Source organism: Actinophytocola algeriensis, from assembly GCF_014203735.1.
In the GTDB taxonomy this organism is placed as follows: Bacteria; Actinomycetota; Actinomycetes; order Mycobacteriales; family Pseudonocardiaceae; genus Actinophytocola; species Actinophytocola algeriensis.
Genome location: NZ_JACHJQ010000009.1, coordinates 72458 through 94686, shown reverse-complemented (window position 1 = coordinate 94686; position 22229 = coordinate 72458). Strand labels below are relative to the sequence as shown.

The window sequence follows — 22229 nt, the reverse complement described above, 5'->3', positions numbered from 1 at the left end:
ATGAACACACGTACGACGGAGGCGGCGACCCTCGCCGAGCTGGGCGTGTTCCTGCGCGCGGCGGCCCTGCCGCCGGTGCAGGTCCGCCTCCCGGCGGAGCTGGCCCAGCGCGCGGTGGCCGCGTGGGAACGCGACGACACCGTGCCGCTGGTGGACCCGGAACCCCTCGCCGACCGCCGCACCCGCCACCTCGCGGGCACCCTCGCGCTGATCGGCCTGGCCATCCGGGAACGCGGCATCCCGGACGGCGACGGCGTCGTGGTCGCGCTCCCCGTGGAACTGGCGGGCGTGGCCATGGACGCGGCGGACCTGATCGACTGATCCGGAGAACTAGACCGCCACTTCCTTCTTCGACCGGATCGCCACCACGCCCATGTCGATGAGGCTGTTCGCCGTGTCGATGATGGTGTCGCGGGCCGGGCGCATGGTCCATGCCAGCTCACTGCGTGCCTTCTCCGCGGTGACCAGCTCCGGACGTCCCACGAAGTCCAGCGCCTGCCGGACCGACGGGTCGAACAGCGCGACGAGCCGCAGCAGCCACGTCGGCATCGAGCCGGTCGGCACGCGGTAGCCGCGCGGGTTGAACTCCTCCGCCAGCACCGCCGCGATCTCCCGCATCCCCAGGTGGTCGCCCGCCAGGATGTACCGGTTGCCCGGCGCGATCGGCGACTCCATCGCCAGCCGGTGCGCCACCGCCACGTCCCGCACGTCCACCAGCGAGAACCCGATCTTCGGCGACCCCGGCACGTCGCGGACCAGCAGCCTGCGCACCACGTCCACCGACGTGTTCACGCCCGGCCCCGTCAGCGGCCCCAGCACCAGCCCGGGGTTCAGCGCCACCAGCTCCAGCCCCGACTCCCGCGCGAAGTCCCACGCCGCCCGCTCGGCGAGGGTCTTGCTCTTCGCGTACGCCGGGCTGCGGTCCACATCGGACCAGTCGGCCTCGGTCCGGACCCGGCCGTCGCGGTGGCCACTCGCGATCGCGGAGGTCGACGACGTCAGCACCACCCGCTTCACCCCCGCGGCCACCGCCGCCCGCAGCACCCGCAACGTCCCGTCGACCGCGGGCCGCACCAGCTCGTCGTCCGAGTTGGGCCTCCCGACCGGGAACGGCGACGCCACGTGCAGCACGTGGTCGCACCCCGCCACCGCCTCCGCCCAGCCCGCGTCGGCCGCCAGGTCGGCCGTCACCACGTCGTCCAGCCCGTCGACCGGCCGCCGCGCGGTCCCCCGCACCGCGTACCCGTGCGCTCGCAGGTCCGCGATCACCTGCCGCGCGATGTACCCGGACGCACCCGTCACCAACACCCGCTCCGCCACGACGAACCCCTCATCTATGCGCCGTTCAGATAATCTGAGCACTGTATACATGAGGTGTGCGGATCCGGCAACCTACGCTCGTCACGTGACCAGGACGAACTACCACCACGGCGCGCTGCGGGAGGCGCTGCTGGCGGCGACCCTCGAGCTGATCGAGTCCGAGGGCATCGGCGCGGTGAGCCTGCGGCAGGTGGCCCGTGCGGCGGGGGTCAGCCCGGGTGCGCCATACCACCACTTCCCCGACCGCGCGGCGCTGCTGACCGCGCTGTCGGACGAGGGTTTCCGCCGCCTGGCCGCGGAACTCTGCGACGCGAAGGCCGGTGCGCCCGGCCCGGCCGCTGCGCTGCCCGCGATGATCGAGGCGTACGTGCTCTTCGCCCAGCGCAACCCGGCCTACTTCCAGCTCATGTTCCGCCCGGAGCTGAAGAAGTCGCACAAGAGCCCGCAGGGCGAGGAGGCAGGCGAGGAGGCGTTCACGGTCCTGGACGACACGGTCGAGGCGTGCGTGGCCGCTGGCGTGATGAAGCCGGTGGACAAGGACGTGCTGGCGCTGACGCTGTGGAGCCTGGTCCACGGGCTGGCGTCACTGTGGCTGGACGGCCACCTCGCCCACCACACGGACGACCCGGAGGAACTGACCCGGCAGATCGCCCGCCTGGTCACCACGTTCATGGTGCGCGACGAGCCGGCATAGGCAGGACCAGCGACCGGAACCCGGTTCCGCTCCCGGTCAACGTCGTAGCAGCTGCCGGACCTGGGTGGTGGCGACCTCCCAGGGCGCGGCCGTGTTGATGACCGTCGGCGGCTGGCTCGACGTGTCGAGGAAGAACACCCCGGTCCGTTCCTTCTGGACCGGGAACGCCCACGTGCCGCCGGGAAGCGTCGGCTGCGGTCCCCTGGCCACCTCGATGGGGCCGGCCAGCTCCCCCTTGAGCACCTCGATCGGCTCCAGCGTCCCGGTCTCGGCCCAGTCGAGCCGCGGCGTGTGCGTCTCGACGCGGCCCGCGGCACCGGTCGCGGCGGCGAACACGATCACGTCCGCCCTGGTGACCCACTCCGCCAGCTGGTTGCCGGTGGGCGGCGGGAGTTTGGCGGGCAGGCCGGCGAGCACACGGGCGAACCACTGCGCCGCGAACTCGTGGTCGTGGACGCCGACGTGGCCGAGGAGCGTGGGCGTGTCACCGGTGTTCCGCAGAACGAAGATGCCACCGGAGCGGGCCTTGCGGTCGCTCGACGCGGCCGAGGCCTCGGCGAGGAAGTAGGACGACTCCGGCTTCGTGATCGCCAGCTTTCCCGGCGCGACGGCGCCCTTCAGGCTGGACTCGACCTCGATCGTCGCGGTCTGCCGGTCGAAGGTTGGCGCGCCGGTAGCGCCCGAGGCCGGTGCGACCTCGACGACCGTGCCCGTCACGATCAGATCGGCGTCCGCGACCAGCTCCGTGATCGGCTCGGCCGGGTCGGTCGCCTGGTCGCCGCCGCCGGCCTGCCGTTCGGCGGTCGTGGTTTCGGTCCGCATCGGTTGCTCCTTCTGGTCTGCTGAGCAGGCACCGGCCGCCATCGCCGACAGGATGGCGACCACGGTCCCTGCCCGCTTCACTAATCCCAGTCCTCTACGTAGCGAACCTTGTAGAACTCCTCGGAGAAGTCGTCCATGTTCATGACGATCCTCCCGTCGCTGTAGGCCTCTCCGCCTGCCTCCTCGACGCCGTTGATGATCGCGTCGTTGTTCGAGGCCCACGGGTTCATCAGTTCGACGTACTGCTTGCCGTCGCGTTCGTACACGTCGGTGACGATCAACGCGTGTCCACCGTCGATGCCGATCCGCCCGTTCACGCTCGCGGTGACCGGCCGCCCGTCGTCGAGGGCCTCCCGCATCTCGTCGTACGAGTCGCCAGGTGACTTGTTGTCCCCGAAGAACAGGTCGCTGGTGGAGTCGGGATCGAAACTGCCGGTGTTGGCGCCGAAGAGGTCCTCGTACGCCTCGTTGGCGTCCCCGCCCTCGATCTCGTCGTACGTGCCGCCCTCGTGCTCGGCGTACGCCGTTTCGATGATCGCGACCCACTTGCCCTGGTCGTCGCCCTGGTCCAGCAACGCGTCGTCGTTGACCGTGACGTCGCCGTCCTGGAAGTGCACGGTGTAGGTGCCGTCACCGTTGTCGGTGATGAGGTCCTTGATCTTCTGCGGGTCGGTGAGCGCGGTCGAGCCGAGCGCCGCCAGCAACCAGCAGTCGCCGAAGTTGCCCTGGCTGATGTCGGCGAGGCTCGGCTCCCCGTTGGGGTAGAGCGGGTCGCCGGAGCGGTCTTCCGTGCCGTGGTCGGTCGGCGGGCCCTCCGGGTTCATGTCCTCTTCGGACAGACCCTCGAACGCGCTGCTGATCGCCGCTGCGGCTTCCGCGTCCTCGGTCGCCATGCCGGCGAGGTTCTGCTTGATCGTCGTCTCGTACTGGCGCGCCTTCTCGTCCAGGGCGTGCTGGGCCGTGACCACCTGCTCGGGGTCGGCGTCGCCGCGGACGTACAGCAAGGCCGACGGGGCGGTCACCGACCCGTCTTCGGCCACCGTGAAGTCTTCGGACTCGGCGCGGAGGATGGCCGCACGCGCGAGTGACTGGTAGCCCTCGATGCCTGCCGCGCCCGCGTCGGCGGCGTCGGCGGCGTCCGAGTGGGCGTCGGAGAGCTTGCGGACCTGCTGCTCGGCCCGGCCCATGGACTCGTCCGCCGCGTTGGCGGCGTCGCCGAACCAGGTGCCCAGCAGGTCGCCGAGCACCCGGACCGCGGTCTCGTTCCCGTCCCGCAGCAGCTTGCCGTTGACGCGGAACTCCTCGGCCTGGGCGCGAAGGGCACCCACGTCGCCTTCCAGCGCCTGCGCCTTGCCGATCGCCATCGTCACACCACCAGCTCCGCGGCCGCGCCGAGGATCGCGGACTTGCTGCCCGCGTCGACCTGCTCGTAATCCGCGGCGCCACCGGACGCGGCACCCGACCACGCCCGCCACGACCTGGCGACCCCGGAGAACGCCGTACCCGACGCCTCACCCGCGGACTCGCAGGCACCGGCGACAGCGAACCCGGCCATGCCGGAACTCACCCTGGCGGCCGCACCCGACTTCCGCCCCGACTCGATCCGCTGGCAGCACTCCTCGACCGACCCGGCCGCGCTGCGCAACAAACCAGGCTGCACCTGAAAAGCGTCGGGCATCGCCCCTCCACGCCAAGCTCGTCGACCGACTCAAATCGCCGCTGAGGCTACTCGAACGACCACCCGAACCGAGGGGAAACGACAAAGAACGAGCGTGACCGCTCTATCCTGACCGGGTGCCTGATGCCATCCACTCGAGCCTGGCGGACGTCCAGTCATCCCTCACCGCGCCCCACTCGGCGGAGTCACCGGACGGCACCGTCCGAGCGGAAGCAACGGCAAGGCGGCAAACAGCGCTCCACCTGTCCGCGAACGCGCTGAAACTGAGCCCGGACACCCTGGCCACCCTGATCCTGACCACCCAGCAGGCGGCCCAGAACAAAGCGGAAGCAGCACTGACCGACCACCTGGAGACGTTCCGCACGGACCCCCGCGTAGCCACCGCGCTGGACACCCTGCGCGACACCCAGGCCAACCCCACCCCGAGAACCACACCCCAGACACACAGAACAGACCGCGCTGACGACAGCGACGACGACAACTTCGTGGACTCGGTCTACAACAGCGACCGCACCTGGTGAGCCCGAGCAACAAGCCACCCTCGGCCTGTGGCTCAGCGCATGAGTTCGTGGCGCAGTACTTGTTGCAGTTCCGGCTGCGTGAAGCGGAACCCGGCCTCGGTCAGACGGGTCGGAAGCACGCGCAGGCTGCCGAGCACCTCGGGGGCGACCTTGCCCAGGGCCAGCCGCATGGCCCAGGTGGGTACGCGCAGCACGGCGGGCCGGCCGACCACCCTGGCCAGGGTGCGGGTGAACTCGATGCTGCGAACCGGGTTCGGCGTGGTGATGTTGTACGGGCCCCGCGCACCGGGCGACTCGGCGAGGAACCGGACGGCGCGCACGGCGTCGGTGAGGCCGACGTAGCTCCAGTACTCGCGGCCGGAACCCAGCCTGCCGCCGAGTCCCTTGCGGAACAACGGCAGCAACTGGGCAAGGACCCCACCGTCGCGGGCCAGCACGAGACCCATGCGCAGGTGGCACACCGGGATCGTGGCCGGTTCGGTGGCCTGTTCCCATTCCCGGGTGACTTCGGGCAGGAACCCGGACCGGGCGGAGTCGGCGGTCTCGGTCAGCTCGAGGTCACCGCGGTCCACGCCGTAGTAGCGCATTCCCGATGCCGACAGCAGGATCCGGGGTGGCGGGTCGGCCTGCGCGGTCATCACGGCGAGCGCGTGCGCGGTGTCGATCCTGCTGCGCCGCAGTACCTCCTGGTACGCGGGCGTCCACCTGCGCTCACCGAGCCCGGCGCCGGCGAGGTTGACCACGATGTCGGCGCCGGCCAGCAATCCGGGGTCCGGCGAAGCAGCGGGGTCCCAGCGCCGTTCGTCGCCGGCGGCGGGTTCCCTGCGGACCAACCGGATCACGGTGTGCCCGTCGGCCGCGTACGACCGGCGCAGCGCGGTCCCGATCAGGCCACTCGAACCCGCGATCACGATCCTCATCGCAGGCTCACCGCCATCGCGACCACATAGGACACTCCGACCAGGGCTGTCATGGTCGTCGCACGCACAGTCAGCCGACGGCGGAACCCGGGCAGCTCCTCGGGCAGCGCGAAAACCCGAGCTGGCCAGTGTCGCCACGAGACGTCGACGAAGATCCCGGCCGCGACCAGGTCAAGCCCCACGGCCACGGTGTAGCCGGTGGACACCGCCCCGGAGCCGGCGAGCGCGACGACACCGCCGCTGAGCACCAGCCCGACGATGAGCGCGACGACTGGCCACCGGTTGCCGTCGGCCAAGGAGAGCAGGAACTCCTCGCGCCGCTCGTCATCCCGGAAGAATCTGGCGATCCTGGGTTGCACTACGACCAGGCTGTAGACCATCGACCCCAGCCACAGTGTCGTCAGCACCAGGTACGCCAGCTCGACAAGCACCATCATCCCGGTCACCCCTTCACCTCCGGCACATGCGACCGGTGATCGGCCCGGTGACACTCAGCCCATCGGCTGGCTGTCCACCTTCACGTCGAGTGTGTAGTCGAGCTCGCCGTCCTGGACGGCCGAGACGGCGACCAGTCCGGTGCGGCCCCGCCGATCACGGCGACCGTAACAACGGCTCACATGCCCCATGGGCTGTTCCATCCAATGGTGAGGATCATCATCACGGCCGCTTTTCGAGCACGTGACAGGTTGTGCGCCATGACTGCGCCGAGGCGACAGAAGCCGCTGACACGAGGCGGGAGGGTGTTCATCTGGTTCATGATCGTGTTCGTTGCCCTCATCGGCCTCGGCGGTGGCGGCGGCCTGATCAAGGGTGGCCTGGACGGCCGGTCCGCGCTGGCGGATGGCCCGTCCGGCACCTTCACCCCAACCGACCGCGACTGCACCAAGGACGGCTGCACCTGGATCGGTGACTTCGTCAGCCACGAAGGCACGATCACCCGCACCGGCATCGAGTTGCGCGACGAGGTACGCGTCTCCCGCACTGACCCGATGCCCGCCGAGATCGCCGACGTGCGCCTGCACGACGACGCCGGAGGCCCGTCGCCTACACCACGGACCGCGACTGGGGATGGACGATGGCCGGCGGCATCGGTCTCCTGGTGGTGTGCCTGACGTTGCCGGTGTCCTGATCCGCATGGTCAGACGTCACGGGCGGCAAACGCATCCCCGATGAACACCGCGCGGACGACAACATCGTCGGCCCCCACGCGGTTGGACACCTGGGGGACAGGCCATCAGACACACAACAGCGGTACCCCTACAAGCCGCTGACCTGCGTTTGCGACGTTCTGAGGGTACCGCTGAGGGTTCATCTGTGGAGCTGCGGGGAATCGAACCCCGGACCTTCTCGATGCGAACGAGACGCGCTACCAACTGCGCTACAGCCCCTGGTCTGTGTGCTGGGGAAGCGTATCAGACCCTCACTCGCCCACCGCACGCCGGTAGGGCAAGTTGCCGGGGTCGTCGAGGTCCTCGAAGGCGGGGTCCTCGTCGTCGACATCGACGAGCACGGCGTTGCCGCGGTGGGTGACCGGTGTGGGAGGTCCGTCGAGCACGCGTTCGCGGCGGGCGACGGGCTCCTCTTCGTCGTGGTAGGCCTCTTCGACGTACTCCTCGACGGTCCTCGGCTCGTCCTCGACGTACCGCGGCCGGGCCAGGGCCTGGGCGCGCCGGACGCGCTGCATCCGGGCGAGGCGGCGTTCGCGGATCTCGTTCTCGATGCGGACCTGGCGGCGGAGGTACCCGAGGTAGGTGACGAGGACGAGGTCGATCGCGCCGTGGGCCCACCACAGCGGGGTGTAGAAGACGGTGGCGCCGATCGCGGTGAGGACGGCGCCGATGATCATGGCGAGGACGATGCGCTGCCGGAAGGCGTATCTGGCACGCGCGATGACGGCGGCGGCCTCGGGGTCGAAGCCGCCTCTGCCGGGACGGTAGCGGCGCGGGTAGTCCTCGTAGTAGCTCATGTCGGCCTGGTCCGCGTCGTCATCCGGCACATCCTCCGAGGCATCTGTGACCTGCGCCACCGATTCTTCCTCGAAATCTTCCCGGATGGCATCGTCTTCGTGCACGGCGGCCTCCTCCGTGTCGAACGTGTCGAGCTCCGCGTCGAACGTGTCGGGCTCTACCCCCGTGTCCGCCTCTCCGTTCCCGCTGCGCAGTACGCGCGCGCCCATCTCCGAGTCGCCGGTCTTCGCCACCTCCTGCCGCTTGCGCACGATCATCGGCACGAGGACGGCGAGCCACGCGATCACGAGCGCGACCACGACAAGCGAGCTCGGCATGTCTCGGCACCTCCCCCGCGCAGACATGTGACTTTTTGTACGAACTCCCGTGCCACGTTAGTCACAACAGTCACAGCAGTGTCGGAGGCGCGCCGACGCGCGTCCGGGTGATGAGACCGGGTTAGAGGTGCTCAGCGCGCCCTTCGGCCACCATCCGGGCCACGAGTCCACTCGGAACGTCCTCTGTGGTCAATGCGTAACAGAGGTGGTCGCGCCAGGCACCCGCGACGTCGAGATATCTTCGGAAGAGGCCTTCCTCGCGGAAGCCGAGCTTGGTGAGCACCCGGATGCTGGGCGCGTTCTCCGGCCGCACGGTGGCCTCGAGCCGGTGCAGCCCGGCCTCCCGGAAGCAGTGGTCGACAACGAGCGCGGCGGCCCCGGTGGCGACCCCGCCACCGACGGCGTGCGTGCCGACCCAGTACCCGATCCACGCGGAGCAGAGCGACCCTCGGACGACGTTGCCGACGGTCACCTGCCCGGCGACGTCCCCGTCGACGGTGATCACGAACGGCAGCGACATGCCGCGCCGCGCGAGGCCGCGGAGCGTGGACCACTGGCCGGGCCAGGCGAACGCGGCGTTGTTGTTGTCCCAGTCGCCGGGCGCGGTGGGTTCCCACGCCTCGAGGTGGCGGCGGTCGCGGCGGCGGATCCGGCTCCACGCCGCCGCGTCGGAGAGTTTGGGCTTGCGAACCGCGAGCACGCCGGCGCCGACACGAAGCGGTCCGAGGCGGGCGGGCCAGCCGGGATGGCGGCCGACCGGGCCCTGGCGGTGGCTCAACCGCTCAGCCACGTTGGGCCAGGAAACTGACCTGGACTTCTTCACCCACTACGACCTCGGTGGTCTCCTCGTCCACGAGGATCAGGCAGTTGGCCTCGGCGAGCGAGGCGAGCAGGTGCGACCCCGACTGGCCGAGCGGCTGGGCGAGGTACTCGCCGTTGCTCTCGTCCCGGAGCAGCTGCGCGCGCAGGTAACCGCGGCGTCCCTTCACCGACACGATCGGGGACAGTAGCCGAGCGGTGATCTGGCGCCGGTGCGGGTTCCGCTTCCCCTGTGCGGCACGGATCAGCGGCCGCACCAACACCTCGAACACGATCAGCGCGCTCATCGGGTTGCTGGGGAGGAAGAACGTCGGCACGGCGTCCGGACCGAGCCGCCCGAACCCCTGCACGGAACCGGGATGCATGGCGACGCGGGTCATGTCGATGTCGCCGAGGTCGGACAGCGACGAGCGGATCTCCTGCGCCAGCTCACCACCGACCCCGCCCGCGATGACCACGATCTCGCTCAGCAGCAGCCTGCCCTCGATGGTCTCCCGCAGCCGCCGCGAGTCGGTCGCCACGACGCCGACGCGGTTGACCTCGGCACCGGCGTCACGCGCGGCGGCGGCGAGCGAGTACGAGTTGACGTCGTAGACCTGGCCCTGGCCGGGGGTGCGGTCGATGTCGACCAGCTCGTCGCCGAGCGAGATCACCGACACCCTCGGCCGCGGGTACACGAGCACCTTGGCCCTGCCGACGGCGGCGAGCAGCCCGACCTGTGCCGAGCCTATCGCGGAGCCGCGGCGCACGGCGACGTCACCGGTCTGCACGTCCTCGCCGGTGCGCCGGACGAACGCGGCCGACGGCACCGGCTGGTTGACGGTGACACGCGCGTGGTGGCCGTCGGTGTGGCCGAGCGGCACGACGGCGTCGGCGAGCGTGGGCAGCGGCGCGCCGGTGACGACCCGCACGGCCTGCCCTGGCTGGAGTCTGCGCGGCTGCCGGGACCCGGCCGCGATCTCGCCGACGACCGGCAGCAGCACCGGGTCGGTGCCCGCCGCCTGCACATCGACGCTGCGGACCGCGTAGCCGTCCACCGCCGCCTGGTCGAAGCCGGGTAACGCCCGCTCGGCGACGACTTCCTCAGCGCACAGGAGCCCCTGCGCCTCGGAGATCGCCACCCGCACCGGCGCAGGCCGTACTGCGGCGGCGAGCGCGCGTCCGAGCTGCTCGTCGACTGACCTCATCGCGGTGACCTCACCGTGCTCGGCTACTCCTCGATACGCCCGCGCAACCACTCACGCAGATCAGGCCCATACTCGGGGTCGGAGAGCGCAAAGTCCACGGCGGCACGCAGGAAACCCCCAGGATTGCCCAGGTCGTGACGCCCGCCCCGGTGCACGACGACGTGCACGGGGTGTCCCTCGCTGATCATGAGCGCGATCGCGTCGGTCACCTGGAGCTCGCCGCCCGCGCCCGGCTCGATGCGCTTGATCGCGTCGAACACGGCCCGGTCCAGCAGGTAGCGCCCCGCGGCGGCGAACGTCGACGGCGCCTCGTCGGCGGGCGGCTTCTCCACCATGCCGTTGACCTTCTTGACGTCCGGGTCGTCGGTGTCCTCGACGTCGAACACGCCGTACGCGGAGATCTGGTCGCGGGGGATGTCGAACGCGCACAGGACGGTGCCGCCGTGCTTGGCGCGGGCGTTGAGCATCCGGCCGAGGACGCCGCGCGGCAGCACGAGGTCGTCGGGGAGGAGTACGGCGACGGCCTTCTCGTCGTCGTCGAGGTTGGGCTCCGCGCAACCGATCGCGTGCCCGAGGCCCAGCGCCTTGTCCTGGATGGCGGTCTCGACCTTGGCCATCAGCCCCGGCGCGCGCCGGATCTTCTCGACGAGCTTCTCCTTGCCGCGGCTGCGCAGCTCCTCTTCCAGCTCCGGTTGCGACTGGAAATATTGTGCGACGGCTTCCTTGCCCGGCGAGGTCACGATGACGAGCCGCTCGAACCCGGCTTCCGCGGCCTCGGTGGCGACGTGCTCGATGCCGGGCGTGTCGACGACCGGGAGCAGCTCTTTCGGTACGGACTTGGTGGTCGGCAGGAACCTCGTGCCCAGGCCGGCGGCCGGAACGATGGCGGTTCGGATGCCTGCGGCCTGGGCGGCGCCGTGGCCGGAAGTGACTGCGGTGGATTGCGCCATGGACAGCGACTCTAACCTCATGTCGTGGCCCGGCCTGGGAGTGATCCAAGTCAGTCAGCCGCACACACCAAGTGGCGGTGGCGCAAAGAGCTGCTCGCCGAACGCAGACGGGTGCCGGGAGCTGTCCGGTTCTCCGAGGCCATCTCCCTGTCGACACACCTGACCAGCGGCCGGATCGTCCGGCCGGGGCAGACCGTGTGCGCGTACGTGCCGATCGGTTCCGAGCCGGGGTCCGCGCAGATGCTGGAGGACCTCGCCGAGTTCGGCGCACGGGTCCTGCTGCCGGTGGTCACCGGTAATGGCCCGCTGGACTGGGGCTGGTACCAGGGTAGAGATTCGCTGCGCCCCGGACCTTACGGGCTGCGGGAGCCGATCGGCGAGTTGCTGGGGTCGTTCGCGTTGCGGATCGCCGATCTCGTGCTCGTGCCCGCGCTCGCGGTGGACCGGGAGGGCGTACGCCTCGGACGTGGCGCTGGTCACTACGATCGATCGCTCGCGGACACGGCCACCGGGACACACCTGGTGGCCGTGGTGCGTGACCAGGAGATTTTCGAGGCGCTGCCGACCGAGCCGCACGACGTGCGGATGACGGCGGTGCTCACGCCCAACCGCGGGCTGTTGCGCTTCGTGTGAATCGCTGGAGGCTGTTTGCGCTCCGGGCCCGCGTTGACGCATCATTGGATTAGCACTCCACCGTTATGAGTGCCAGCTACTTGGGGAAAGGGAGCCACCGGTGCCCACTTATCAGTACGCGTGTACGGCGTGCGACCACCGGTTCGACGCGGTGCAGTCGTTCAGCGACGCCTCGCTGACCGAGTGCCCGGAGTGCGGCGGCAAGCTGCGCAAGCTGTACGGCTCGGTGGGCGTGGTGTTCAAGGGCAGCGGCTTCTACCGGACGGACAGCCGTTCGGAGAGCAAGTCGGCGGCCACGGCGGCTTCGTCCGCCGCGGACAAGTCGTCGACGTCGTCCTCGTCGGACAAGTCTTCGTCGGACAAGTCCTCGTCAGACAAGTCCTCGACGACCTCCACGGCGTCGTCCTCGTCGTCGTCCTCGTCTTCGTCGTCGACGGACAAGGTCGCCTCCTGACGGAGTTGTCCACAGCCCACTGAGTTGTCCACAACCGCCCGGTAACAAGGGCGGTTGTGTCGTCTTCCCGCCGTACCGTCGGCGCCATGAAGCTCCCCCTCCGCGGCTGGCCCCGCAGACTCGCGATCCGCCGCCTGGTCGCCGTGCTGCTGGTGCTGGCCGCGGCCGCGCTGGCGATCCGCCCGCAACCCCGCGACACGGGCACGGTCCCGATGCTGACGGCCGCCCGGGACCTGACCCCGGGCACGACCCTGTCCGACGCCGACCTGACGGTGTCGCGGCTACCGCCGTCGTTACGCCCGAAGGCCGCACTGACCGACCCCGCACAGGCGCGGGGCCGGGTGCTGGCGGCCGCGACCACGGCCGGTGAGCCACTGACGGGCGCACGCCTGCTCGGCCGCGAGAACACGCGCCTCACCTCAGGCGACCCGTCGGCGGCGGCCGTCCCGTTCCGCCTGGCCGACCCAGCGGTGGCGAGCCTGCTGACCGCGGGCTTACGCGTGGACGTGGTGACGGTGTCCCCGTCGTCGCGAGCCGAGGTCCTGGCCACCAACGCGACGGTCGTGACCGTCCGCCCGGCGGACGAGGCAGCGGAGGGCCACCTGGTGGTGCTGGCCCTGCCCCGAGAGGAGGCGACCCGCGTGGCAGCAGCCTCCCTGGGACAACCGGTGGCGGTCACCCTCCGCTGACCCGGACTCCCGACGAGCCGAACGAGCCCGCCGGAAACCAGCCGAGCCCAGGCCCTGTCCGACCGAGCCCAGCCCACCGGCAACCAGCCGAGCCCCATCCGACCGAACCCAGCCGTCCGGCCACTACTGGCACTCAGCCCGGCCCAGTCGGCCACCTTGCCGCCCGTGCCGAGCCAGAACCCGTCGCTCGGCCCCGAGCCCAACCCTCGACTGACCCTGCGCGAGAGGAGTCCTGCAGAGACCCACCTGACAAACACCGCCGGCCGTCCAGCACCTGCCTAGCCGCCGAGCCGCGTCCTCGGCCGGTGCGGGCAGTGCGATGCCGCCGGTCAGAGAGAGAAACCGAGCTCGGTTTGCCCAGACGGCAACGAGGCCACGATCGGGTGAGCCATGGGTGGGTTGGCTCCCGCCGGGGAGCACACTCCGTAGGTCATTACGCTCCCTCGGCAGACCAACGAAAGGAGCCCGCCGATGCTCAAGGGTTTCAAGGACTTCCTCATGCGCGGGAACGTCATGGACCTGGCCGTCGCGGTGATCATCGGCACCGCGTTCACGGCGATCGTGACCGCCATCGCCAACAACTTCATCAAGCCGCTCATCGCGGCCATCGGCGGCGCGAACGTCTCCGGCCTTTCGTGGAACATCGTCACGGGCAACCCCGAGTCGACGGTCGACTTCGCCGCGATCATCACCGCGGTCATCAACTTCCTGATCGTCGCGGCGGTCGTCTACTTCCTGATCGTCATGCCCATGAAGAAGATCCAGGACCGGCGCAGGCGCGGCGAGGAGGCCGGCCCCTCCGAGCCGACCGACGTCGAGTTGCTCACCGAGATCCGGGACCTCCTGAGCCAGCAGCAACAGCGAGTGCCCATGGGAGTGCAGCAGCCGCCCATGCCGCCACAGGGTCCGCAGCACCCCTTCCCACCTCAGGGCGGGATGCCGCCACAAGGCCCGCCACCGCAGGGCCCGCCGCCTCAGGGGCCTCCGCCCCAGGGGCCGCCACCGCCGCAGCGGCCGTACTGACAAAGCACAGAGCGCCGGGCAGGACTCCTGCTCGGCGCTCTGTCATGTCGGCTTGCTAGCGCTGTGTCCACTTACGTGGGCCGGGATGGGTTCGTGGTTGTCCTCGCCGGACGTTCTGCACGGGGTGCTTAGTCCTCGCCGGACGGGCTCTTTGCCTCGGGTGTGGTGTGGGGCTGACGACGTCCGGTTGTGCTGTGAAAGGCGCTTTCGCGGCGTTGGCCATGGGCGGGTTCAACTGGTGAACGCAACACTAATCGCGGTCGTGGTGGGGCGGGCGTTCCCGCTCGTACCAGTCGTCGCGGTCGTCCGGCGGCGTCGGGTCGCGCTCGTCGGACGTCGTCGACGGGAGCACGTCGCCGAAGATCTCGTCGAGGTCGGGTTCGGGGTCCCGCCGCGGCCGGTCCGGCATCAGTCCAGTGCCGAGAGCTGGTCGATCACCGCGGGGACGAGCGCGGACAGCGTCGCCATCCCGTCGCGCACCGCCGATCGCGACCCGGCGAGGTTGACCACCAGCGTGCTGCCGGAAATCCCGACGAGCCCGCGCGAGATGCCCGCGTCCAGGGCACCCGCGGCGAGCCCGGACGACCGGATCGCCTCGGCGATGCCCGGGATCGGGCGGTCGAGCACGCCCTGGGTGGCGTCCGGGGTCACGTCGCGCGGCGACACACCGGTGCCGCCGACCGTGACGACCACGTCGACACCACCGATCACTGCGGTGTTCAGCGCGTTGCGGATGACCACGTTCTCCCCGGCCACCGCGACGGTGCCGTCGACGATGAACCCGTTCTCCTCCAACAGCTCGGTGACCAGCGGCCCGACGGTGTCCTCGTGCTCCCCGTGCGCCACCCGGTCGTCCACAATCACGATGAGGGCTCTGCCGAGCCGTTGCGCGCTCCGTTCCATGCGCTCACCGTAGCCGGGCCTGCCGCTCTCCCACCGGCAACCCGGCCAGCCCGGCGAGCAGGTGTCGCAAGCCGAACTCGAACTGCTCGTCGAGATCCAGATCGAAGTCGGCACCGGCGGCGATCACCTGGAACGCCGGGTACGCGCCGGAGGTGACCAGCTCGGTGAACGCGGCGTCCTGCGTGTCGACGAACTCGCTGTAGGTCAGGCCGGTCTCCTGCTCGGCCACGGCCTCCGGTTCCAGGCTGACGGCCAGTCCGCGCACGTAGCTGAACACGGTCAGGTGCACCTGGAACATGTGCCGGGGCGCGACCCCGGCCTTGTCCAGCGCGCTCAGCACCCACTCGGTGTAGGCCAGCGCGTGCGGCGTGAGCTGTGGCCGGGTGAGGGACATCACCTGCGCCGCCCACGGGTGCCGCCGGAAGATCCGCCACAGCGTGCGGGCCCCGGTTTCGAGCGCCTCCTGCCAGTCGTCCGGCGACGGCGACGTGAGCCGGTGGTCGCCGAACGCGGTGTCGACCATCCGCTCCAGCAGGTCGTCCTTGCCGGTCACGTGCCGGTACAGCGACATGGTCGCCACCCCCAGCTCGGTCGCGACCCGCCGCATCGACACCGCGGGCGAGCCCTCCGCGTCGGCGATGCCCATGGCGGTCCTGATCACGTCGGCCCGGTCGATCTCCGGCGGCACGTGCCGAGGACGGGGCGCCGGAGCGGGCGGACCACTGGCGACCACCGTGCCGATCCCGGGCCGCGCGACCACGAGACCGTCCTGCTGCAGGGTCGTGAGCACCCGCGTGGCGGTCGCCATGGCGACACCCCACCGCTTGGTGATCTGCCGCGTGGACGGCACCCGGTCCCCCGGCTTCAGCTCACCGGAGGCGATGCGCCGCTGGATGCTCGCCACGATCTCCGCCGAGTCAGCCACCGAAGTCCCCTCTCCCGCACTAGGGCGTGTCCCGTGGATCTTGGTGGGTGTGTTCGGTAGAACCTAGGTCATGTTTGATCGGCATGACTTGACTGATGGGGAGTGGGCGCGGCTGGAGCCGTTGTTGCCGGATCGGACGCCGTGTCGGGGTGGTCGGTGGATGGATCACCGGCAGGTGATCAACGCGGTGTTGTGGCGGACGCGGGCGGGTGTGGCGTGGCGGGATGTGCCCGCCGAGTATGGGAATTGGAAGACGATCTATAACCGGCACTACAGGTGGGCGGTTGAGGGTGTGTGGGTGGACATCCTCGATGAGTTGCGCCGTGGGTGTGACCTGCCGGAGGGTCCGGACTGGGCGGTGGCGGTGGACGGGACCGTGGTGCGTGCCCACCAGCACGCCGCGGGTGCCCGCCACGGCCCTGCTGCCCACACAGGGGGGTCTGTCGAATGACAAGAATTTCGTCGTACTGTCCGCGGAACAGGTCGCGGAGCGGGAGGCGTTGGGGCGGTCTCGGGGTGGGTTGACCACGAAGATCGTGCTGGCCGGTGACTCGCGGGCACGTCCGATCTCGCGTGTCACCACGGCCGGTCATCGGCATGACTCAACAGCTTTCGCCGCGGTGATGGACGGTATCCGGATCGAGCGCCCCGGTCCGGGGCGTCCCCGCACCACACCGGGGCACCTGTTGGGGGACAAGGCGTTCTCCAGCAAGACCATCCGTGAACAGTGCCGTCGGCGTGGGATCACCGCGACAATTCCGGAGAAGGCCGACCAGATCCGCTACCGCGCCAAGCGCGGCAGCCGCGGAGGACGACCGCCCGCTTTCGACTCCGAGCGCTATAAGCAGCGCAACACCGCTGAGCGGTGTATCAACAAGCTCAAGAGTTTCCGGGCGGTGGCCACCCGCTACGACAAACGCGACTTCATGTATCAGGCCACCATCGACGTCGCGTCCATCCGGATCTGGCTCAAAGATCCCGTTCCATGATCCACGGGACACGCCCTAGTGCACCTGCTCGCCATTTCCGGCCAAAAGCGCAGTGCACTAGTACAGATACAATGTACATACACGATCGCCGAAGGGAGACACCATGAAGCACGTGCTGATCTCGGGGGCGAGCGTCGCGGGCCCGGCCCCGGCGTACTGGCTGCACCACCACGGCATGCGGGCGACGATCGTGGAACGCGCGGCCGCTGTCCGCCCCGGCGGCCCTTCCCACCCGATGGATTACGCCTTCGCGACGTTCAGCACGGCCAACTTCCTGAACCTGGACTACTCGGGCCTGTCCCACGTGGCGGGCGACCGCTCGGTGAACGTCTTCGCGAGCAAGCACAACACGGAGGCACGCGTGATGTTCATGTTCCCGGCGCAGGACGTGCCGAGGAACCGGGACGCCCAGCAGCACGCGGTACGTACGGCCTTCGCACAGGTCGGCTGGCGAGCACAGGACCTGCTGGCGGCCATGCCGTCGGCGACCGACTTCTACTTCGACGAGCTGGGCCAGATCACCATGCCCACCTGGTCGACGGGCCGCGTGGCACTGGTGGGTGACGCCGGCTACTGCGCGTCGCCCATGTCGGGCCGCGGCACCTCGCAGGCGCTGCTGGGGCGTACGTGCTGGCGGGCGAACTGTCCACACAAGACACTCACGAGCAGGCCTTCGCGGAGTACGAAGCCGCACTACGCGACTACGTGACGGCGACCCAGGCGATGGGCAGGCAGGCGAGGGACATGTTCGGCATGCAGCCGACGCAGGAGATGTACGACGCACTGGCCGCGGCGGACACGGCGGAGGACTCCCCGGACAACGTGGCGCTGCGCGACTACACAAATCTGACGGTTCGGTGACGTGCCGGGGCCAACCCTCGCCCGGACGCCGGTGCCGCCCCTACCGTCACCGACATGCGAGTGTTGGTCACCGGCGCCGCCGGCTTCATCGGATCCCACGTAGCGGAGGCGCTGTCCGCACACGGCCACGAGACCGTGCTGGTGGACAACCTGCTGCCACAAGCACACGGCGGCCCGGCGGACTTCGAGGGCGTGGTGGGTGACGTCCGGGATCCAGCCCTGCTGGCGGATCTCCTGGCAGAGGTGGACGTCGTGTGCCACCAGGCGGCGATGGTGGGGCACGGCGTGTCCCCGGCCGACGCACCGGACTACGTGCTGCACAACGACTTCGGCACCGCGGTACTGCTGAGCGCCATGCACGAGGCGGGCGTGCACCGACTGGTGCTGGCGTCGTCCATGGTGGTGTACGGAGAAGGCCGCTACGAATGCCCGGCCCACGGCGTCGTCCAACCAGGCCCACGCAGCCCCGAAGGCCCGTACGACCCACCGTGCCCGACGTGCGGCACTCTGCTCACGCCTGGCCTGGTCCCGGAAAACGCTCCGATCGACCCGAGAAGCACTTACGCGGCAACGAAAGCAGCGCAGGAGTTCCTGGCCTCGGCGTGGGCGAGGCAGACCGGTGGTGGTGTGTGGGCGCTGAGGTACCACAACGTGTACGGCCCGAGAATGCCGAGGGACACCCCGTATGCGGGCGTGGCGTCCCTGTTCAGGTCAGCACTGGAACGCGGCGAGGCCCCGACGGTGCTGGAGGACGGCAACCAGCGCAGGGACTTCGTCCACGTGACGGATGTGGCCCAGGCCAACGTATCAGCGGTGGAAGCAATGCCCGAGAACGGAACGCTGACCCCGTTGAACATCTGCTCGGGCACCCCGCACACAGTGGGCGAACTGGCCGAGGAGCTGGCGAAGGCATGCGACGGCCCAGCCCCCGAGGTGGTGGGAGGAACCCGCCCGGGCGACGTGCGGCACGTGGTGGCGGATCCAAGCGCGGCAAGGGAAAAACTGGGCTTCACGGCAAAGGTGACGTTCGAACAAGGAATCGCCGACTTCGCGACAGCCCCACTACGAGCCCCGGCTTCCCGCGCCTGAGGCGGCCGCCGGCCCCCGATCACCAGCGTAGAGCAGGGCACCGACACAACCAGTCGCCCGCGTCACGGGGAACGCCCGGTTGTCCACAGCACGCCCACTTGTCCACAGGCCCGGGGCAACGGCCCGGAATTGTCAGCCCCATCCCGTAAAGTGGTTCGAGGGGGCCGGAGGCCACGCCCACCGTCACCTGTGTACAACCATCCAGAATTGTCGGTCTCCACGACTAAACTGGAATCCGGGGGCCGGAGGCCGCCCTCACCCTGTCGCCAACGGCAGACGCACCTCAAACCGACACCCAGGCCCGTGGTTGTGCGCGTCGATCCGCCCCTTGTGCGCCTCCACCAACCCCTTCGCGATGGCGAGCCCCAGCCCACCCCCGCCCTCCTCATCGCGCGAAGGCGTCCGCGCCGCACTCCCCCGGAACGCCACGTCGAACACCCGCGACAACTCGGCATCCGGAATGCCGCCGCACGCGTCGTCCACCGCGAGCACGGCGTCCCCGCCGTCGACATCGACCTGCACGGCCACCGTCCCGTCCGGCGGTGTGTGCCGGATCGCGTTCGACACCAGGTTGCGCACCACCCGCGCCAGCTCCGGATCCGACCCCAGCACCACCGGCGCGGTCGCGGCGCTGGCCAGCACGCGCACCCGTTTCCGTTGTGCCACCGGCACCTGCGCCGCCAGCACGTCGGACACGACCTCCCGCAGCGCCACCTGCGACATCGTCAGCTGCAACGCACCGGCCGTGATCCGCGACAGCTCGAAGAGGTCGTCGACCATTCCCGACAGGCGCCGCGACTCCCCGCTGATACGACTGGCGTACCCCGCGACCTCCGACGGCGACGACACCACCCCATCGGCGAGCGCCTCGGCCATCGCGCGGATGCCGGCGAGCGGAGTACGCAGGTCGTGGCTGATCCACGCCACCAGCTCCCGCCGCGACGCCTCCGCCGCGCGTTCCCGCTCCCGCGCCTCCCGCTCCCACACGCTGCGCCGCGCGATCGCCCGCCCCAGCACCAGCGCCACCGGCACCGTCACCAGCAGCACCAGCAGGCACACCAACGACATCGTCGTCAGGGTCGGGTTGAACATGAAACCGCTGATGCCCAGCACACCGGTCAGCATCGCGACCACCGGGACCAGCACGAGCACGGTCATGGTCGTGGTCAGCGCACCGCGGCGCACCCAGTACAGCAGCGCCGTCCCCAACGCCACGACGGGCAGCACGAACGCGAGCGCGTACGGCAGGATGTGCAGCGCGTGCGTCATCATCTGCCCGAACGTCTCGCCCGGGTCGATGATCCCGGGCGCCTGTTCACGCGCGGTCATAGCGATACCCCACTCCCCACACGGTCGCGATGCGGGCCGGCTTCGCGGGTGCCTTCTCGATCTTCTCCCGCAACCGTCGTACGTGGACGGTCACTGTGGACTGGTCGCCGAAGTCCCAGCCCCACACCTTCTCCAGCAGCTGCTCACGGGTGAACGCCTCACCGGGGTGGGTCATCAGGAACGTCAGCAGGTCGAACTCGCGGGTCGTCAGCGGCAGTTCGGCGCCCGCGAGCGTGGCGCGGCGGGCACCGGCGTCGAGCCGCAGGTCACCGTCGACCACGTCGGTCGCCGGGGCCGACCCGCCCGACCGGCGCAGCACCGACGACACCCGCAGCGCCAGCTCACGCGGGCTGAACGGTTTCGTCACGTAGTCGTCCGCACCCAGCTGCAGCCCGGCGATCCGGTTCTCCTCCTCACCGAGCGCGGTCAGCATCACCACCGGCACGCCGCTGGTCTGCCGCAGCCTGCGGCAGACCTCGAGCCCGTCGATGCCCGGCAGCATCAGGTCCAGCACCACGAGGTCCGGGTCGTGCTCGGCGATCCACGCGAGCGCGTCCTCACCGTTGTCGGCCAGCGCGACCCGGTGCCCGGCGAGCTCCAGGTAGCGCCGCACGACGTCACGCACCGTCAGGTCGTCGTCCACCACCAGTACGGTCGACTGAGTCATCCGCCACCTCACCAGGTCGTCAGCAACACGTGGTCGACCACCAGCGCCACTCCCGCCTGCGCCGCCAGCCACCAGCGCCACGACGCGCGCGGCAGCTTCACCGCCGCCAGCACCAACCACACCGCGAACGGTAACCAAATCCGTTCGACCTCGGCTTTCGAGAGCCCCGAAACGGTGGCGGTGAGCACCGCGAGCGCGGCGCCGCGGACCAGCACGTCGACCGGTTCGCGGAACCCCAGGAAGTCGGTGCGGCGCAGCCCGGCCACCGCCGAGGGCCCGACCGCGAGGGTGAGGCACGCGAGGTTCGCCCACACCCAGTACCAGTACGGCCGGTGCGACGCGATCCCCTGGTAGTAGCGCTCGACCACCAGGCCGTACCCGTCTAGCCACCAGAACCCGGCGAGCGCGAACACCGCGACCACGGCCAGCGCACCCGGCACGGCGTAGGCCAGCGCGCGCCAGTTCTTCGTCACCAGCACCACGGCCAGCGCGATCGGCCCCATCAGCAGCAGCCCGTACGACAGGAAGATCCCGAACCCGAGCACGACCCCACCCGCCAGGCAGAACAACCGCCCGCCCCGGCTCGCGCCGAGCGCGAACAGCGCGATCCCGCACGCGGTGACACCGGCGAACATGGCGTCGGCGGACACCCCGAGCCAGATCGCGCCGGGCAGCAGCGCGACGAAGGGCACCGCGATCCGCGCGAGGTCCACGCGGCCGAGCGCGGCGACCGTCACCGGCATCGCGACGGTCACCGCCGCGCCGGCGAGCACGCACACCACGCCCGCCGCGCCACCGCCGGACAGGCCGATGCGGTCGAGCCACACGAACACGAGCGTCGCGCCCGGCGGGTGGCCGGACACGTGCGTCGGCCACGAGTCCGGCTGGAAGTCGAGGATGCGGGACGCGAACGTGGACAGGAACAGCGGGATGTCGGTGATCTTGCCGACCACCCCGAGGTACTCGCCACCGGACGCGAGCTTGTGCGCGACGCCGCGCTGCCAGCCGTCGACCAGCGCGAGCGCGAAGATCCACGCGACGGAGAGCGCGTACCCCGCGGCGAGCAGCGCACCCCACCGCAGGCGTTCCGCCAGCACCGGTCCCCACACCACGGCGGCGATCGCGATCACCACGGCGAACAGCGACGCGGGCGCCACCCTCGGGTACAGGTCGGCGAGCACCGGGTACTCACCGAACCGCGGCCCGGCCTCCGGGTGCAGGTCGGCGCCGTAGTTGCGGGCGCCGGTCAGGAACCCGACGGCGGCCGCGAGGATGACGAACGCGACAGCGGCCGCACCGGTGACGAGATCGGCTCTCTTCTGCTGGGGAGGGGCGAGGACCACGGGTGGACCGTAGGCCGTGAAAGTCGTTGCCGCGCGGCCGTTCCCGGATCCGTCAGAACTCCGTAATGATTGGTCCGCCGTCACAATTCGGTAAGCAGCGCAAGGGTTTTCGGCTGTCCCGGGCGGACT

At 70.1% G+C, this 22229-nt stretch carries 26 protein-coding genes, 1 tRNA gene and 4 pseudogenes; 12 read left to right on the top strand and 19 right to left on the bottom strand.

What is annotated here, in order from left to right; all coding sequences use genetic code 11:
* Positions 1–321: a hypothetical protein gene (locus FHR82_RS36480; RefSeq protein WP_184815201.1), complete on the top strand. Its 321-nt coding sequence runs from the start codon at positions 1–3 to the stop codon at positions 319–321.
* A gap of 9 nt (positions 322–330) precedes the next feature.
* Here the strand turns inward: FHR82_RS36480 and FHR82_RS36475 are convergent, their stop codons facing one another.
* Entirely contained in the window at positions 331–1320 is a 990-nt protein-coding gene (locus FHR82_RS36475) for an NAD-dependent epimerase/dehydratase family protein (RefSeq protein ID WP_221464748.1), read from the bottom strand.
* Between the two features lie 85 nt (positions 1321–1405).
* On the opposite strand from FHR82_RS36475, the gene FHR82_RS36470 reads away from it, so the two are divergent.
* Positions 1406–2014 (top strand): TetR/AcrR family transcriptional regulator, encoded by a 609-nt coding sequence (locus FHR82_RS36470; RefSeq protein ID WP_221464747.1) that lies wholly within the window; start codon positions 1406–1408, stop codon positions 2012–2014.
* 36 nt (positions 2015–2050) lie between these two features.
* Here FHR82_RS36470 and FHR82_RS36465 read toward each other — a convergent pair whose 3' ends face one another.
* From FHR82_RS36465 to FHR82_RS48135, 3 genes are all read right to left on the bottom strand, one after another.
* Positions 2051–2836 carry a hypothetical protein gene (locus FHR82_RS36465; protein ID WP_184815198.1) on the bottom strand — a complete coding sequence of 262 codons (786 nt, stop codon included), beginning with the start codon at positions 2834–2836 and terminating at the stop codon, positions 2051–2053.
* 80 nt (positions 2837–2916) lie between these two features.
* Complete coding sequence (locus tag FHR82_RS36460) at positions 2917–4200, bottom strand: C2 family cysteine protease (RefSeq protein WP_184815197.1); 1284 nt, start codon at positions 4198–4200, stop codon at positions 2917–2919.
* A 2-nt stretch (positions 4201–4202) separates the two neighbouring features.
* Positions 4203–4391, bottom strand: coding sequence for a hypothetical protein (locus FHR82_RS48135; protein WP_376706467.1), 189 nt, complete (start codon positions 4389–4391; stop codon positions 4203–4205).
* A 239-nt stretch (positions 4392–4630) separates the two neighbouring features.
* Here FHR82_RS48135 and FHR82_RS36450 point away from each other — a divergent pair, with 239 nt between their 5' ends.
* Positions 4631–5035 carry a YbaB/EbfC family nucleoid-associated protein gene (locus FHR82_RS36450; RefSeq protein WP_184815195.1) on the top strand — a complete coding sequence of 135 codons (405 nt, stop codon included), beginning with the start codon at positions 4631–4633 and terminating at the stop codon, positions 5033–5035.
* A 32-nt stretch (positions 5036–5067) separates the two neighbouring features.
* On the opposite strand, the gene FHR82_RS36445 is transcribed toward FHR82_RS36450, so the two are convergent.
* The 3 genes from FHR82_RS36445 to FHR82_RS46810 are packed head-to-tail and all read right to left on the bottom strand — an operon-like array spanning position 5068 to position 6581.
* Complete coding sequence (locus tag FHR82_RS36445; protein ID WP_184815194.1) at positions 5068–5955, bottom strand: TIGR01777 family oxidoreductase; 888 nt, start codon at positions 5953–5955, stop codon at positions 5068–5070.
* Positions 5952–6392 (bottom strand): hypothetical protein, encoded by a 441-nt coding sequence (locus FHR82_RS36440; protein ID WP_184815193.1) that lies wholly within the window; start codon positions 6390–6392, stop codon positions 5952–5954. The genes FHR82_RS36445 and FHR82_RS36440 overlap by 4 nt, the downstream gene beginning before the upstream one ends.
* Positions 6393–6446: 54 nt before the next feature.
* Complete coding sequence (locus FHR82_RS46810) at positions 6447–6581, bottom strand: hypothetical protein (protein WP_260418166.1); 135 nt, start codon at positions 6579–6581, stop codon at positions 6447–6449.
* A gap of 129 nt (positions 6582–6710) precedes the next feature.
* Here FHR82_RS46810 and FHR82_RS36435 point away from each other — a divergent pair, with 129 nt between their 5' ends.
* Positions 6711–7067, top strand: coding sequence for a hypothetical protein (locus FHR82_RS36435; RefSeq protein ID WP_192772876.1), 357 nt, complete (start codon positions 6711–6713; stop codon positions 7065–7067).
* Positions 7068–7270: 203 nt separating this feature from the next.
* On the opposite strand, the gene FHR82_RS36430 is transcribed toward FHR82_RS36435, so the two are convergent.
* From FHR82_RS36430 to FHR82_RS36410, 5 genes are all read right to left on the bottom strand, one after another.
* A tRNA-Ala gene (locus tag FHR82_RS36430) sits at positions 7271–7343 on the bottom strand.
* A gap of 32 nt (positions 7344–7375) precedes the next feature.
* Positions 7376–8239: a divisome protein SepX/GlpR gene (sepX, locus tag FHR82_RS36425; protein WP_184815191.1), complete on the bottom strand. Its 864-nt coding sequence runs from the start codon at positions 8237–8239 to the stop codon at positions 7376–7378.
* A 121-nt stretch (positions 8240–8360) separates the two neighbouring features.
* A complete protein-coding gene (locus tag FHR82_RS36420; RefSeq protein ID WP_311771447.1) occupies positions 8361–9029 on the bottom strand; it encodes a GNAT family N-acetyltransferase in 669 nt (222 codons plus the stop codon).
* Positions 9022–10245 (bottom strand): molybdotransferase-like divisome protein Glp, encoded by a 1224-nt coding sequence (gene glp / locus FHR82_RS36415; RefSeq protein WP_184815190.1) that lies wholly within the window; start codon positions 10243–10245, stop codon positions 9022–9024. The genes FHR82_RS36420 and glp overlap by 8 nt, the downstream gene beginning before the upstream one ends.
* 23 nt (positions 10246–10268) lie before the next feature.
* Positions 10269–11195 carry a UTP--glucose-1-phosphate uridylyltransferase gene (locus FHR82_RS36410; protein WP_184815189.1) on the bottom strand — a complete coding sequence of 309 codons (927 nt, stop codon included), beginning with the start codon at positions 11193–11195 and terminating at the stop codon, positions 10269–10271.
* Positions 11196–11219: 24 nt separating this feature from the next.
* Here FHR82_RS36410 and FHR82_RS36405 point away from each other — a divergent pair, with 24 nt between their 5' ends.
* Together FHR82_RS36405 and FHR82_RS48130 are read left to right on the top strand one after the other, a co-directional pair.
* Positions 11220–11828: a 5-formyltetrahydrofolate cyclo-ligase gene (locus FHR82_RS36405; RefSeq protein ID WP_184815188.1), complete on the top strand. Its 609-nt coding sequence runs from the start codon at positions 11220–11222 to the stop codon at positions 11826–11828.
* 100 nt (positions 11829–11928) lie between these two features.
* A pseudogene (locus tag FHR82_RS48130) lies at positions 11929–12069 on the top strand (FmdB family zinc ribbon protein); the annotation flags it as partial.
* Between the two features lie 14 nt (positions 12070–12083).
* Here the strand turns inward: FHR82_RS48130 and FHR82_RS48125 are convergent.
* Entirely contained in the window at positions 12084–12269 is a 186-nt protein-coding gene (locus FHR82_RS48125; protein ID WP_376706474.1) for a hypothetical protein, read from the bottom strand.
* Positions 12270–12368: 99 nt separating this feature from the next.
* On the opposite strand from FHR82_RS48125, the gene FHR82_RS36395 reads away from it, so the two are divergent.
* Positions 12369–12971, top strand: a complete 603-nt coding sequence (locus FHR82_RS36395; RefSeq protein ID WP_184815186.1) for an SAF domain-containing protein — start codon at positions 12369–12371, stop codon at positions 12969–12971.
* Between the two features lie 471 nt (positions 12972–13442).
* Positions 13443–13829: pseudogene (gene mscL, locus FHR82_RS36390) on the top strand (large-conductance mechanosensitive channel protein MscL); the annotation flags it as partial.
* A 415-nt stretch (positions 13830–14244) separates the two neighbouring features.
* Here mscL and FHR82_RS36385 read toward each other — a convergent pair.
* The 3 genes from FHR82_RS36385 to FHR82_RS47765 are packed head-to-tail and all read right to left on the bottom strand — an operon-like array spanning position 14245 to position 15822.
* Positions 14245–14403, bottom strand: a complete 159-nt coding sequence (locus tag FHR82_RS36385; protein ID WP_184815184.1) for a hypothetical protein — start codon at positions 14401–14403, stop codon at positions 14245–14247.
* The gene (locus FHR82_RS36380; protein ID WP_184815183.1) at positions 14403–14897 is read right to left on the bottom strand and encodes a MogA/MoaB family molybdenum cofactor biosynthesis protein; all 495 of its coding nucleotides are present in this window, start codon (positions 14895–14897) and stop codon (positions 14403–14405) included. The genes FHR82_RS36385 and FHR82_RS36380 overlap by 1 nt, the downstream gene beginning before the upstream one ends.
* 4 nt (positions 14898–14901) lie before the next feature.
* Complete coding sequence (locus FHR82_RS47765; protein ID WP_184815182.1) at positions 14902–15822, bottom strand: TetR/AcrR family transcriptional regulator C-terminal domain-containing protein; 921 nt, start codon at positions 15820–15822, stop codon at positions 14902–14904.
* Positions 15823–15892: 70 nt separating this feature from the next.
* Between FHR82_RS47765 and FHR82_RS36370 the strand changes: the two are divergent.
* From FHR82_RS36370 to FHR82_RS36360, 4 genes and pseudogenes are all read left to right on the top strand, one after another.
* Positions 15893–16811 (top strand): annotated as a pseudogene (locus FHR82_RS36370) (IS5 family transposase).
* Positions 16812–16914: 103 nt separating this feature from the next.
* A pseudogene (locus FHR82_RS48290) lies at positions 16915–17034 on the top strand (FAD-dependent monooxygenase); the annotation flags it as partial.
* Positions 17035–17516: 482 nt separating this feature from the next.
* Complete coding sequence (locus FHR82_RS46795; RefSeq protein WP_225944054.1) at positions 17517–17672, top strand: hypothetical protein; 156 nt, start codon at positions 17517–17519, stop codon at positions 17670–17672.
* Positions 17673–17726: 54 nt separating this feature from the next.
* Complete coding sequence (locus FHR82_RS36360; protein ID WP_184815181.1) at positions 17727–18761, top strand: NAD-dependent epimerase/dehydratase family protein; 1035 nt, start codon at positions 17727–17729, stop codon at positions 18759–18761.
* Between the two features lie 255 nt (positions 18762–19016).
* Here the strand turns inward: FHR82_RS36360 and FHR82_RS36355 are convergent, their stop codons facing one another.
* From FHR82_RS36355 to FHR82_RS36345, 3 genes are read right to left on the bottom strand one after another with little or no spacing between them, the layout of a single operon-like run.
* Entirely contained in the window at positions 19017–20063 is a 1047-nt protein-coding gene (locus FHR82_RS36355; protein WP_184815472.1) for a sensor histidine kinase, read from the bottom strand.
* Positions 20064–20076: 13 nt separating this feature from the next.
* Entirely contained in the window at positions 20077–20757 is a 681-nt protein-coding gene (locus FHR82_RS36350; RefSeq protein WP_184815180.1) for a response regulator transcription factor, read from the bottom strand.
* An 8-nt stretch (positions 20758–20765) separates the two neighbouring features.
* Complete coding sequence (locus FHR82_RS36345) at positions 20766–22100, bottom strand: hypothetical protein (protein WP_184815179.1); 1335 nt, start codon at positions 22098–22100, stop codon at positions 20766–20768.
* Positions 22101–22229 lie beyond the last annotated feature (129 nt).

Bases quoted from the DNA above. Each gene is read 5' to 3' on its own strand.
- glp (WP_184815190.1), bottom strand. From the start codon at position 10,245: ATGAGGTCAGTCGACGAGCAGCTCGGACGCGCGCTCGCCGCCGCAGTA.
- FHR82_RS36385 (WP_184815184.1), bottom strand. From the start codon at position 14,403: ATGCCGGACCGGCCGCGGCGGGACCCCGAACCCGACCTCGACGAGATC.
- FHR82_RS36350 (WP_184815180.1), bottom strand. From the start codon at position 20,757: ATGACTCAGTCGACCGTACTGGTGGTGGACGACGACCTGACGGTGCGT.
- FHR82_RS36460 (WP_184815197.1), bottom strand. From the start codon at position 4,200: ATGGCGATCGGCAAGGCGCAGGCGCTGGAAGGCGACGTGGGTGCCCTT.
- FHR82_RS36465 (WP_184815198.1), bottom strand. From the start codon at position 2,836: ATGCGGACCGAAACCACGACCGCCGAACGGCAGGCCGGCGGCGGCGAC.
- FHR82_RS36435 (WP_192772876.1), top strand. From the start codon at position 6,711: ATGATCGTGTTCGTTGCCCTCATCGGCCTCGGCGGTGGCGGCGGCCTG.
- FHR82_RS36395 (WP_184815186.1), top strand. From the start codon at position 12,369: ATGAAGCTCCCCCTCCGCGGCTGGCCCCGCAGACTCGCGATCCGCCGC.
- FHR82_RS48135 (WP_376706467.1), bottom strand. From the start codon at position 4,391: ATGGCCGGGTTCGCTGTCGCCGGTGCCTGCGAGTCCGCGGGTGAGGCG.
- FHR82_RS36440 (WP_184815193.1), bottom strand. From the start codon at position 6,392: ATGATGGTGCTTGTCGAGCTGGCGTACCTGGTGCTGACGACACTGTGG.
- FHR82_RS36480 (WP_184815201.1), top strand. From the start codon at position 1: ATGAACACACGTACGACGGAGGCGGCGACCCTCGCCGAGCTGGGCGTG.
- FHR82_RS36410 (WP_184815189.1), bottom strand. From the start codon at position 11,195: ATGGCGCAATCCACCGCAGTCACTTCCGGCCACGGCGCCGCCCAGGCC.
- FHR82_RS36360 (WP_184815181.1), top strand. From the start codon at position 17,727: ATGCGAGTGTTGGTCACCGGCGCCGCCGGCTTCATCGGATCCCACGTA.
- sepX (WP_184815191.1), bottom strand. From the start codon at position 8,239: ATGCCGAGCTCGCTTGTCGTGGTCGCGCTCGTGATCGCGTGGCTCGCC.
- FHR82_RS36445 (WP_184815194.1), bottom strand. From the start codon at position 5,955: ATGAGGATCGTGATCGCGGGTTCGAGTGGCCTGATCGGGACCGCGCTG.
- FHR82_RS36380 (WP_184815183.1), bottom strand. From the start codon at position 14,897: ATGGAACGGAGCGCGCAACGGCTCGGCAGAGCCCTCATCGTGATTGTG.
- FHR82_RS46810 (WP_260418166.1), bottom strand. From the start codon at position 6,581: ATGGGGCATGTGAGCCGTTGTTACGGTCGCCGTGATCGGCGGGGCCGC.